Below are 12482 nucleotides of genomic sequence, written 5' to 3'. Positions count from 1 at the left end.
CTTGATGAAGATGAGGTGGTTGTGTCGGTGGCCTTCCCGCTGGCGGCAAAGTCGGCTTATGCCAAATATCCGAACCCTGCCTCGCGCTATGCCATGGCGGGCGTGTTTGTCGCCAAGGGCGCAGACGGGTCGGTGACGGTGGCCGTGACAGGCGCCGGGCAGAACGGCGTCTTCCGGATGAGCGACATGGAAGCGGCTCTGGCCGGCAACTGGTCACCGGACGCTGTCGCAGGAATTGCCCCCGCGCCTGCAGATATGCTCTCAGACCTCCACGGATCCGCAAACTACAGAGCAAACCTCGTAACAGTCATGGCAAAACGCGCCGTGAATGCAGCGCAGTGAACGAATAGAAGTTGGAATAAATGCTTAGGCCCGGCTTTAATACAGTCGGGCCTAGTTACAAATATTTAAATTTTTAGAGAAAGTTAACTTCGTTTTATTTGCGGAGCCGACAAACATTGTGTGATATGGAACACCTTTATCGTGCCATCCGGATGCCAATATTGTTGAGGAATAATTCGACTCAAGAGGGCTATAGATTCTAGCAATCCGGTAATGGTTACATCCCGCCTTGCATGTTTTGCCGGCAAGGTGGGCCATATCGATGCTTGAATGTGAATTCCCGATCAAAGGCAACGTTTCCGAGGGCTAAATGGTGGGTGCAAAACAGAGCAACGCGAAAGCGATAGTTGGCCGGGACAATCCGGTGACAAAAGCATTTCGTCCCGTCAGATCGGCCTTTTGGGGAGTTGCGATTGTCAGCTTCGTCATAAACATCCTGATGCTCACCGGACCGGTGTTCATGCTTCAGGTTTATGACCGTGTTCTGGCGAGTGGCTCCGTTCCGACGCTTGTGGTGATCGGTGTTCTGGCCATCGTGCTCTACCTCTTTTATGGCCTCTTGGAGGGCGTTCGAAGCCGAATTCTGTCGCGTCTTGGCCAACGTGTCGATGCGCGCTTGAGCGGGATTGTCTACAGAGTTTCCAATTCACTTCCGGTGAGACTAGGAAAAAAGGCGGCCAAACTTCGCCCCGTTCAGGATCTGGATACCGTTCGGCAGTTTCTGTCCGGTCCAGGTCCGGCTGCGATTTTCGACATTCCCTGGTTGCCATTGTATCTGGGGATCGTTTTTCTCTTTCACCCGCTTCTGGGTATTGTCGGAGCTGCCGGTGCGCTGATCATCACCATTTTGATTGGCTTGAATGAGCTCATGTCACGTGGCCCATCTGAGGACGCGGCCGGTCAGGCCGGCAAGCGTTCGGCTGAAGTTGAAATAGGTCAGCGGAATTCCGAAGTCGTGACGGCGATGGGGATGCAGAGCGCCCTGACATCGAAGTGGGATGACCAGAACAACGAATATCTCTCGACTCAGCGCCGCGCTGCAGATCGTACAGGTGTTTTTGGTACGGCGATCAAGACAATCAGATTTGTTCTGCAGTCTGCGATTTTGGGCGTCGGCGCCTGGCTTGCGATTCAGCAGGAAATCACTCCGGGCGTTATGATTGCGGCGTCAATCATGACATCTCGCGCGTTGTCGCCGATTGAGCAGGCGGTTGCTCAATGGCGTGGTTTCGTCGCAAGCAGGCAAGCGCTGAAACGTCTGCGCGAAGTATTGCTGATTGCAGATGACGAACCAGAAAAGATGGATTTGCCGATCCCGACACAAAAGCTCAAGGCTGAACAAGTCTTCTGCGGCCCGTTTGGTGAAGCCATGCCGTTTGTTCAGAATATTTCGCTTGAACTGTCCGCAGGTGACGGCCTGGGGATCATTGGACCTTCGGGCTCAGGCAAATCGACATTTGCACGCGCTCTCGTAGGTGCGACACCATCCCTCAAGGGTGTTGTTCGCTTTGACGGATCGGAACTCGGCCAATGGCCGAGTGCGAAGCGAGGCGATTTCATCGGCTATTTGCCTCAAGATCTTCAGCTTTTTGACGGAACGATTGCGGAAAACATCGCGCGCTTCAATGCAGAGGCTTCTTCTGAGAAGATAATCGAGGCAGCCAAACTGGCCGACGTGCACGATCTGATCGTGAGCCTGCCTGATGGCTATAATACCGTTATCGGTCGCAGCGGACGTTTGCTTTCTGCCGGGCAGAGACAGCGCATTGCGCTTGCCAGGGCACTTTACGGAAATCCCTTCCTTGTGGTGCTGGACGAGCCGAATTCAAATCTTGACGCTGAGGGTGAGGGCGCCCTGACCAACGCCATCAAGGCGATGCGTGACAAGGGCTCGATTGTTGTTGTCATCGCGCACCGTCCGAGCGCCATCGCAACAGTCGACAAGATCCTGTGTCTCAAGGAAGGCAAGATGGTCGGATTCGGCCCTAAGGAAGACGTACTTAAACAAGTTGTTCAACCGGTTCCGCGCGTGCAGACCGGAATGGCTCCGGGACGGTGATCAATGGCTAAGCAGAAAATCAATCAAACAACCGGACACGCCCAAACAAGCAACGCGGACGACATGTTGCGCAAGACTGTCCGCAATCATTTGTTGTTTGCCTTGTTCGTTGCGATCTTCGTGGTGGGCGGCATCGGAGCCTGGGCCACCTTTACTGAAATATCCGGAGCGGTTGTTTCCTCGGGGACCATAGTTGTTGAGAGCAATTCCAAGCAAGTCCAGCACCGTGAGGGTGGGATCGTCCATCAGATTACGGTCAAGGATGGCGACTTGGTCGAGGCCGGCGAACTTCTTCTCAGGCTGGACGACACCGTTACCCGCGCCAATCTGGCAGTGATCACCAAACAGCTGACGGAATTGACTGCACAGGAGTTGCGCCTTGAGGCTGAGCGCGACGATCAAACCACAATCGACTGGCCTGAGGAACGCAAGGACAAAATCGGCGATATTGAGCGTGGACAGCAGCTGCTGCTGCAAGCCAGGCAGAATTCCAAGGAAGGCCGCAAAAACCAGCTTGAAGAGCAGATCCGGCAATTCAACAAGCAAACCCAGGGGTTGGAAGCCCAGGTTACGGCCAAGGATTCGGAAATTGAGCTGATCGATGAGGAATTGGGAGATTTGGATGGTCTCTTGAACAAGCAACTTGTCTCGAAAAGCCGGGTGACAGCGCTTCGAAGGGAAAAGGCCCGTCTAGCAGGCGAATATGGAGACCTGATCGCGCAAATCGCAAGGACGAAGGAGTCCATAAGCGAGCGCCGCATCCAGATCCTGCAGATCGAGGAATCGTATCGCGCCGAGGTTCTGGAGCAGCTTCAGGAAGTCCGTTCGCGCATAGCGCAGCTGGAAGAACAGAAGATCGCGGCAGAAGATGAACTGACCCGCGTTGCAATCCTGGCGCCGATCAACGGTTTCGTGCACCAGCTGTCTGTTCATACAATCGGCGGCGTGATCGCGCCGGGCGAAACCGTCATGCAGATCGTGCCGAGAGGAGATCAATTGCTCGTTGAAGCACAGGTTCGCCCGGTTGATATTGACCAGATGGCCCCTGGACAAAGTGCAAGAGTTCGGTTCCCGAGCTTTGACCAGAGAACCACGCCGGAACTGAATGCCGAGCTTCTGACCGTGTCTGCCGACCTGACGGAAGATGAACGCACCGGCAACAGCTACTACGTTGCACGGATGGTGATCGACGACAAGGAACTGCAAAAACTCGGCACCCAGACGCTGGTACCGGGCATGCCGGTCGAGACCTTCCTGCAAACCGGGGATCGGACAGTGTTGAGCTATCTGGTGAAGCCGATTACGGATCAGATTGCTCACGCAATGAGGGAACGCTAATCCGGCGCTTCAGAGTATCAGGATCGGAACCGTTGTTCCGGCTTTCTCGCCAGGAGCATGTGGTGGCCGGATTATCAATGCGCCTGACATTGCCAGCAGGTTCAACATAGAGCTGTCCTGCTTGGCAAAAGGCGTAACAACCTGGCGGCCATTGTCATCCTCTTTCAAGGCTGCGCGTACATAATCCTGCCTTCGGTCGTTCTCTGGAAGGTCTGCGCCAAGTATTGCGTGTTGCGGTCTTGCTTGATCCGGTCTCTGGCCGAGCATTGCCTTCAGCAAAGGTTTCAGGAACAAAAGACCACACACCAGGCTTGAAACGGGATTGCCAGGCAATCCGAGGACTTTGGTTTTGCCGAGACGCCCGGCCATCAATGGTTTTCCGGGACGCATGGCAATGCGCCAAAAGGCAAGGTCCATGCCTTCCTGGCCAAGAACATCCTGCACCAGGTCATGATCCCCGACCGATGCCCCGCCCAGTGTGACGAGAATGTCGGCTTTGGCATCGAGTGCCTTGTGCACATGTGTTGCGAGTTCAATCGGATCGTCGCGCGAAATGCCGAGATCCAGCGGTAGACCGCCGCAGTCTTCAACCAGAGCAGCGATGCCAGCGTGATTGGAAGCGATGATCTGATCCGGACCGGGGTCCTGGCCCGGGCGAACCAGTTCGTCGCCTGTTGCCAGTATCGCAACGACGGGTTTGCGGATGACAGGCACCTTTTCGTGGTTCATCGCCGCTGCGAGCGCAAGATGCCGGTATGTGAGGCTCAAAGGAGGAGACAACAAGATCTCGCCCTTCGAAAAATCGAGGCCTGCCGGCCGAACAAATGCAGCCTTCTGTGGTTGTTCAAGCACAGTGATGCTGTCGCCTGTTCTTTCCGCGTTTTCCTGAATAAGAATGGTGTCGGTTCCGTCAGGAACCGGAGCGCCGGTAAAAATCCGCACAGCCTGGCCGTTCTGCACCTTGCCCGCAAAGCCGTGTCCGGCGGGGGCTTCTCCGATCACCTCTAGGACGGTTGTGTCGCCGGTGAGGTCGCTGTGACGGATGGCGTATCCATCCATGGCGGAAGCGGCAAAAGGGGGCTGATTGCGCGTGGATGTAAGTGGTTCGGCAAGAAAACGACCATTTGCCTTGTCGAGTGGTGCCTGAACAGTCTCTCTTGGTTCAACACCTTCAAGCAGGTTTTCAAGGGCCTCTGAGACCGGCATGAGGCTCATCAGGTGCCACCTTCGCTGCCATCTTTATCCAGCGTCCAATGACTTGACTTGCCACCGGCCTTTTCCACCAGTTTGATGTCGCCGATAACCATTCCCCGGTCGACGGCTTTGGCCATGTCGTAAATGGTCAGGCAGGTGACCGAGCATGCAGTCAGGGCTTCCATCTCGACGCCGGTTTGTCCGCTGACCTTTGTTGTCGCTGTTACAATAAGACCGGGCAATTCCTCATCGACTTCGATATCTACGGCGACCTTCGATAACATCAGGGGATGACAAAGCGGCACGAGCTCGTGGGTCTTTTTCGCCGCCATGATCCCGGCGACGCGAGCAGTCCCAATCACGTCACCTTTTTTGGCATTGCCAGACCGAATGAGCGCAAGCGTATCGGCGCGCATGGTCACGCTCCCACGCGCTATAGCGATTCTATGGGTACTTTCCTTGGTCGAAACATCCACCATGTTGGCTGCACCGGCCTCGTCAAGGTGCGTCAGTTTCGGATCGTGACTGCTCATGGCCGGACTAAACCGCTTTTGACATGGGTGGATGTTGCAGGAGGTCTTTTGTCGCTTTGCTTACGTCATTCTGGCGCATCAGGCTTTCGCCAATCAGGAACGTTGAAATTGAAACCTTGTTCATACGGGCGAGATCATCAGGAGTGAACAATCCGGATTCGCCAACCACGATCCGGTCGTCCGGGACCTGAGGTGCCAAAACTTCACTGGTCTCAAGTTTCGTCTCGAAGGTCTTGAGGTTTCTGTTGTTGATACCGACCAGACGGGAAGTGAGTTTAAGCGCGCGTTCCATTTCCTCGGCATTATGCACTTCCAGAAGAACATCCATGCCAAGTTCGAATGCGGTGTCCTCGAGTGCTTTTGCGGTATCGTCATCGACTGACGCCAGAATGACAAGAATACAATCACCACCCCAGGCGCGGGCTTCGTAGACCTGGTAGGTGTCGTATAAAAAGTCCTTGCGCAATGCAGGCAGGGAAACAGCCGAGCGTGCTGCAGTCAAAAACTCAGGTTTTCCCTGAAAAGACGGCGTGTCAGTCAGGACCGAAAGACAGGCTGCTCCGCCATCTTCATATGCTTTTGCAAGTGCAGGCGGGTCAAAGTCCGCCCGGATGGGGCCCTTGGAGGGACTGGCCTTCTTTATCTCTGCAATCAGGGCGTAGTCGCCAACTGAATGCTTGGCCTCGATAGCCTTCAAAAATCCTCTGGGGCCGTCGTTGTCAGCACAGTGTGCCTTAAGATCGGCAAGAGAGACACGCGCCTTGGCAGCTGCGATTTCTTCGCGCTTGTAGGCTTCAATTTTTTGCAGGATATCGGCCATCATTTACCCGTTTGAAGCGGCAACCAGCTTTTCAAGAGTGTCGGCTGCTGTGCCGCTGTCGATGGATTCTGCTGCCATTTCGACACCCGTTTTGAGATTGTCGACCTTGTCAGCAACCATCAAGGACGCGGCAGCGTTGAAAAGAACAATGTCGCGATAAGCGTTTTCGGCACCTGACAGCACCTGACGCAGAGCCTTGGCGTTTTCGGCTGGTAGCCCTCCCTTGAGATCTTCCATCCTTGAAATAGGCAAGCCTGCATCTTCCGGTGAAATTTCAAAAGACCGGACACTTCCATCCTTGAGTTCACTGACAAATGTCTTGCCGGTGGTGGTGATTTCATCCATCCCGTCGGAACCATGAACGACCCATGCCCTTTCCGAACCCAGTTCGTTCAAGGATTGCGCTACAGGTTCAACCCACTTGTGTGCGAACACACCGACCATCTGCCGATTGACACCTGCCGGGTTCGACAAGGGACCGAGAAGGTTGAAGATCGTTCTGGTTCCAAGCTCCATGCGGGTAGGGCCAACATGTTTCATCGCTGCATGATGAAGCGGCGCGAACATGAAGCCAATTCCTGCCTTGTGAATGCACTCTGAAATCTTTTCAGGTGCGATGTCGATATTCACACCGAGCTCTGAAAGCGCTTCAGCGGCACCGGACTTGGAGGAAAGGGATCGGTTTCCGTGCTTGGCAACCGGCACGCCGCAACCAGCGACGACAATCGCTGTGCAAGTTGAGATATTGTAACTTCCGGAACTGTCGCCGCCTGTACCGACGATATCTATGGCATCGTCTGGCGCATCGACAGGAAGCATTTTGGCACGCATTGTTGCAACAGCGCCCGTAACTTCGGCGATGCTTTCACCGCGTACGCGCAGAGCCATCAGAAACCCGCCCAGCTGGGAAGGTGTGGCGGATCCGGAGAGGATGACTTCAAAGGCCTCGCGAGCGTCTTTTGGGCTCAAGGTTTCGCCGTCGGCCACGCTTGCGATGATGTCCTTGAAATTGGTCATGTCGTCAAATCCGCCAGTGCCGAATGTCAGTGCTGCTGCTGTGTCAGTCCGATCACCTGGGAAATACCGGCATTGTTGATCTCAACGCCTGACTTTCTTTCCTGATCGGAGATGAACTGACCTAACAGCGTTTCCTGGATCTGCTGCGACAGTTGAGAGCCAATCGCCGCGGCTTCCGGTGAATCGGCCTCAAGCTCCGGACGAGACGTTGCAGTGACCTTCAGGACGACACGGCTATTGCCATCCGCGGCAGCTGTGGTTGCAACGTTTCCTTCTGGTCCATTGAAAACAGCCGTGATTGCTTCCTGCCCCAGATCCCCCAACGGGTTGTTTCGTTTCAGATCTTCGGCCGTTTTGACCTCAAGCTCCATTTCCGTGCCAAGATTCGCGAGCGGTGTTCCACTTTCAGCTTTTGCCAGAGACGCTTCGGCAGCTTCACCAAGCCGCTTTGCCATCTCATCCTGTTTCCAGCTGGCGATGGCATCGTCGCGGACCTCGTCAAGGGTTCTGTCGCGCGACGGGATCACTTTTGTGACCTCGTACCAAAGGAAACCCTGGTTTCCGAGCTGGATAACATCATTTTCAATGCCGATGTCACTGTCGAATACACCGGACACGAGGCCGTCAGCTTCAGTCAATTCAACCGCTGAACCCGACATTGACAGGCCACTGGCATCGAAAGCTTCAGGGGATTTCACCTGAAGTGAGAAGCGCTCTCCGACTTCGTCAAGAAGGGCGCCGCCTGCACGGGCATCCTCGATTTCATCAAGCAGATCAAGTATTTCGCGTTCGGCCTGTTCCGCTGCCAGCTCCGTTACGATTGTGTCACGCACCTCCTCGAAGGGCTGCACGTCTTCCGGCAGAATTTCTTCAACATTCAGGACAACTGTCGAGAATCGACCGTCGACAGCGCCACTCGTTTCTCCTTCTGCAAGTGAAAAGGCAGCATCTCCCAGCGTGTCATCCAGAAAATCCGCTCTTGCCATTACACCGAGGGAAACGTCATTGCTCGTCAGATTGCGCTCAGTCATGAGATCGTCAAAGGTCTTGCCGCCCTGCAGTTCTGCCGCTGCTTCTTCAGCTGCTTCCTGAGAAGGGAACGACATTTGTCGGACCCGTCGGCGTTCAGGTTGCGAAAAGTCTTCTTTCCGGCGCTCATACTCTGCAAGGGCATCTTCTTCGACAATGTCGCCTGGTCTGGAAAGCGCCCCGGGCGTCAACTCAAGCACTTTGATTTCGCGATATTCAGGTGCTTTGAAATTTGCCTTGGTGTCTTCAAAGTAGGTCGAGAGATCCCCGTCGGCAGGATCTTCAATCTCGCCGATATAGTCGGCGGTAATCAAAAGATACTCGGCGTTGCGGCTTTCGCTCTGATAAGCGTTCAAAGCCTCAAGATAGGCAACAGGCGCCTTCATGCTTCCGGCGATGCCTTCGGCGAGCTGACTGCGTTCAGCAATGTGACGGCGTTGGACGACATATTCGTCTTCTGTATACCCGTTGCTTTGAAGCACCTGTTGCAGGCGTGTGCGATCATAACGTCCGCTTGAGCTTTGGAATGCCGGATCGGACTGAATGATGGTCGCAAGACGTTCGTCTGATACGCTCAATTTCAATTCGTTCGCTGCATTGTTCATGGCAGCTTCGGCAACAAGCCGTCCGAGAGACTGCTGCGGAATGCCGAGTGCAGCTCCTTCGCTCGGTGTCAGCGGACGGCCAAGCTGTTGACCGAAACGGTTGAGATCCTGACGGTATGTGCGATCGAAATCGAGGAGGGAGACTTCCGTGTCACCAACTCTTGCCGCAGTGTTTTGGCCGAAGCCCTGCAGGAAGTCAGTGACACCCCAGATGGCGAAGCTAAAGATCAGCAAGGCGATGAATATTTTGGCAATCCATGTGCCAGCGCCCTTGCGCAGCGCGTCGAGCATGACGTCTCCCGTATTCTTGTCATTCCAGCAGCCGAACAGCAGGCTGATTATGGGACCGGCTTCAGCCGGAGCGGGCGGATCATAATGAGGTCATGTCGCCGCCGCAAGGCGGTGTGGCCTAACTTCAACGCAGATTTGATTTTGACGGGCAGGTGCGGATTGCAACATTGGGAAGCTTCTGCTCTATAGGCGGCAAATTCTTGACATGCCGTGGGAGCAAAACACTATGAGCGCTGCGATCAAGCCGCTGGTGGCGGGAAACTGGAAAATGAATGGCCTGAAGGCCAGTCAGGCCGAGTTCTATAAGCTGGTGGTTGGCATCTCCGACGAGGTCGCCGACACCGTTGACGCGATGATTTGCGCCCCGTCGACGCTCACAGCCCTGTTGGCTGAGAAAGCCGGTAAGGGACCGCTCGCAATCGGCGGACAGGATTGTCACACTGCTGCCTCAGGCGCTCATACCGGCGACACTTCTGCTGAAATGCTGGCCGATGCAGGTGCGAGCGCCGTGATTGTCGGACATTCTGAGCGCCGCACTGATCATGGCGAGACCGATGCAATCGTAAATGCCAAGGCACAGGCGGCCTGGCGTGCCGGTTTGATCGCAATCATATGCGTGGGAGAGACTGAGACGGAGCGAAAAGCCGGAAACGCGGTTTCGATAGTTGAAGGCCAGCTTAATGCATCGATCCCGGATGGTGCGACGGCTGAAAACACTGTCGTTGCCTATGAACCGGTCTGGGCGATCGGTACCGGGTTGACCCCGACCGCCGCGGATGTGGAAGAAATGCACAAGGCTATGCGGGTCAATTTGGAAGGACGGCTGGGAAACGAAGGACAGAGGATGCGTCTGCTTTACGGCGGTTCGGTCAAACCGGCAAACGCAAGAGAACTCATGTCTGTCGACAATGTGAATGGAGCACTGGTAGGGGGCGCAAGCCTCAAAGCCGATGACTTGTTGGGCATCCTGGCCGCCTATTCCTGATCACTAGGGTCTTGAAGCTTCTGTGTTCAAGACGCAATTGAAGGGTAGAAAGCAACCGCGGTCTGGTGTAGAAGGCCGCCAAACTTGAAATCAATACAGAATGGCATTCGATGGAAACCGTAGTCATCGTAATACACCTTATGGTCGTGCTGGCCCTGGTGCTTGTTGTCCTCCTTCAGCGCTCTGAAGGTGGTGCACTTGGTATTGGCGGCGGCGGCGGTGGTGGCGGCTTGATGTCAAGCCGCGGCACGGCAAACATATTGACCAGAGCGACTGCGATCCTTGCGGTGGCATTTTTCGCAACGTCCCTGACGCTTAGCCTGATTGCAAAAAACGAAGACAGCCCGGCGTCCATTCTCGATGCCGCTCCGGCCACGATCGATGGCGCACCAGCTGCTCAAGATGGGGACACCCAAAATGGGTCAGGCGGTATTCTTGATGATCTTCAAGGCCTAAGCCCACCATCAGGCCCACAGGTGCCGACCGCGCAATAAAGCGGTTCTGAAGGCTCATCGGCCTTTCGTCCAACAAGTGCCCTGCGGCTGATCTCGCAGGGCATTTTTATGTGTTAAGAACGCAACTCCCGAGTGGCCAAACCGCCCTCGGCAAGGATATGGTATTGATCCATGGCGCGATACATCTTCATCACTGGCGGCGTGGTTTCCTCGCTTGGAAAAGGTCTTGCATCGGCGGCACTGGGCGCATTGCTCCAGGCCCGCGGGTACAAGGTACGTCTTCGTAAACTCGACCCTTATCTCAATGTTGACCCCGGTACGATGAGCCCGTACCAGCACGGCGAGTGCTTCGTGACCGATGACGGGGCGGAGACGGATCTCGATCTCGGTCACTATGAACGCTTTACCGGGCGTCCTGCCAATCAGCAGGACAACATCACCACGGGGCGAATATATCAGGACATAATTGCCAAGGAACGCCGCGGCGACTATCTGGGCGGCACGGTACAGGTGATCCCGCATGTCACCGATGCCATAAAAAACTTCGTCTTAACCGGCAATGAAGACTACGATTTCGTTCTGGTCGAAATCGGCGGCACCGTTGGAGACATCGAGGGATTGCCGTTCTTTGAAGCAATCCGACAACTCGGTAACGACCTTCCTCGCGGCGATGTTGTTTATGTCCACCTCACTTTGATGCCTTACATCCCGAGTGCTGGTGAAATGAAAACCAAGCCGACGCAACACTCTGTGAAAGAATTGCGGTCAATCGGCATTCAGCCCGATATCTTGATGATTCGCTGTGATCGTCCCATTCCAGAGACAGAAAAGCGCAAGCTCTCCCTGTTCTGTAATGTCCGTGAAAGCGCGGTCATTCCTGCCTATGACGTGAAGTCGATCTATGATGTTCCGATTGCGTATCACACGGAAGGCCTGGACAACGAAGTGCTGGCAGCCTTTGGCTTGAAAGGCGCCCCAGCTCCTGTGCTTGATCGTTGGGAAAGTATCTCTGAGGCCGTCGCAAACCCCGAGGGCGAGGTCAAAATAGCGATCGTTGGCAAATACACCGTGTTGAAAGACGCCTACAAGTCTCTGATCGAGGCTCTTGTTCACGGCGGAATAGCCAATCGCGTCAAAGTGGAACTCGAATGGATCGAATCGGAGATATTCGAGAAAGAGGACCCAAGTCCTTATCTGGAAGGCGTCCATGGCATTCTGGTTCCCGGTGGTTTCGGTGAGCGCGGCGCTGAAGGTAAGATAGCGGCTGCAAACTACGCCCGGACGCGAAACATTCCTTATTTCGGGATCTGTTTCGGGATGCAGATGGCCGTATTGGAAGCCGCCCGCAATCTTGCCGGTATCAAAAACGCCAATTCCACTGAATTCGGACCCGCAAAGGAACCCGTCGTTGGTTTGATGACGGAGTGGACCAAGGGCAATGAAAAAGAAACCCGTGTTGCGGACGGTGACCTTGGCGGTACGATGCGTCTTGGTGCTTATCCGGCTGCTTTGAAAGCAGGGTCGAAAATTGCCGAGATTTATGAAACGACCGCTATTTCAGAGCGGCACCGCCATCGGTATGAGGTCAATATCGGCTACCGCGAACGCCTTGAGGACTGCGGTTTGATTTTTGCCGGGACATCCCCAGATGGTGTGCTTCCGGAGACCGTTGAGATCGCTGAGCATCCTTGGTTCATCGGCGTGCAATATCATCCGGAACTCAAGTCTCGACCTTTCGAACCTCATCCGCTTTTTGCATCGTTTGTTGGTGCAGCTATGCAGCAAAGCCGTTTGGTCTGATTGAGCGTTAAACC

10 protein-coding genes and 1 pseudogene are annotated in these 12482 nt (G+C 54.9%); 6 read left to right on the top strand and 5 right to left on the bottom strand.

Features of this window, described 5'->3' with window-relative positions; all coding sequences use genetic code 11:
- The 3 genes and pseudogenes from Q0835_RS17050 to Q0835_RS17040 all read left to right on the top strand — a co-directional run.
- Positions 1-342 (top strand): annotated as a pseudogene (locus tag Q0835_RS17050) (carbon monoxide dehydrogenase); the annotation flags it as partial.
- Positions 343-706: 364 nt separating this feature from the next.
- Entirely contained in the window at positions 707-2401 is a 1695-nt protein-coding gene (locus tag Q0835_RS17045; RefSeq protein WP_366142353.1) for a type I secretion system permease/ATPase, read from the top strand.
- Positions 2402-2404: 3 nt separating this feature from the next.
- Positions 2405-3739 carry an HlyD family type I secretion periplasmic adaptor subunit gene (locus Q0835_RS17040; protein WP_298963226.1) on the top strand — a complete coding sequence of 445 codons (1335 nt, stop codon included), beginning with the start codon at positions 2405-2407 and terminating at the stop codon, positions 3737-3739.
- Positions 3740-3748: 9 nt separating this feature from the next.
- Here the strand turns inward: Q0835_RS17040 and glp are convergent, their stop codons facing one another.
- Genes glp through Q0835_RS17015 form a run of 5 tightly spaced genes read right to left on the bottom strand, consistent with a single transcriptional unit; the run spans position 3749 to position 9228 of the window.
- Positions 3749-4954 (bottom strand): gephyrin-like molybdotransferase Glp, encoded by a 1206-nt coding sequence (gene glp / locus Q0835_RS17035; RefSeq protein ID WP_298963223.1) that lies wholly within the window; start codon positions 4952-4954, stop codon positions 3749-3751.
- Entirely contained in the window at positions 4954-5466 is a 513-nt protein-coding gene (moaC, locus tag Q0835_RS17030; protein ID WP_298963220.1) for a cyclic pyranopterin monophosphate synthase MoaC, read from the bottom strand. Before moaC ends, glp begins: the two co-directional genes overlap by 1 nt.
- A gap of 7 nt (positions 5467-5473) precedes the next feature.
- A complete protein-coding gene (gene trpC / locus Q0835_RS17025) occupies positions 5474-6289 on the bottom strand; it encodes an indole-3-glycerol phosphate synthase TrpC (RefSeq protein WP_298963217.1) in 816 nt (271 codons plus the stop codon).
- Complete coding sequence (gene trpD, locus Q0835_RS17020; RefSeq protein WP_298963215.1) at positions 6290-7303, bottom strand: anthranilate phosphoribosyltransferase; 1014 nt, start codon at positions 7301-7303, stop codon at positions 6290-6292.
- A gap of 26 nt (positions 7304-7329) precedes the next feature.
- A complete protein-coding gene (locus Q0835_RS17015; RefSeq protein ID WP_298963212.1) occupies positions 7330-9228 on the bottom strand; it encodes a peptidylprolyl isomerase in 1899 nt (632 codons plus the stop codon).
- 226 nt (positions 9229-9454) lie between these two features.
- On the opposite strand from Q0835_RS17015, the gene tpiA reads away from it, so the two are divergent.
- The 3 genes from tpiA to Q0835_RS17000 all read left to right on the top strand — a co-directional run bounded on the left by tpiA (position 9455) and on the right by Q0835_RS17000 (position 12468).
- A complete protein-coding gene (tpiA, locus tag Q0835_RS17010) occupies positions 9455-10213 on the top strand; it encodes a triose-phosphate isomerase (protein WP_298963209.1) in 759 nt (252 codons plus the stop codon).
- Between the two features lie 110 nt (positions 10214-10323).
- Positions 10324-10707, top strand: coding sequence for a preprotein translocase subunit SecG (secG, locus tag Q0835_RS17005; protein ID WP_298821936.1), 384 nt, complete (start codon positions 10324-10326; stop codon positions 10705-10707).
- 132 nt (positions 10708-10839) lie between these two features.
- Positions 10840-12468, top strand: a complete 1629-nt coding sequence (locus tag Q0835_RS17000; protein ID WP_298963205.1) for a CTP synthase — start codon at positions 10840-10842, stop codon at positions 12466-12468.
- Positions 12469-12482: the final 14 nt, after the last annotated feature.

Source organism: uncultured Roseibium sp. (assembly GCF_947499295.1).
In the GTDB taxonomy this organism is placed as follows: Bacteria; Pseudomonadota; Alphaproteobacteria; order Rhizobiales; family Stappiaceae; genus Roseibium.
The sequence above is the reverse complement of the archived record's forward strand: the minus strand, read 5'-3'. Positions and strand labels throughout refer to the sequence as shown.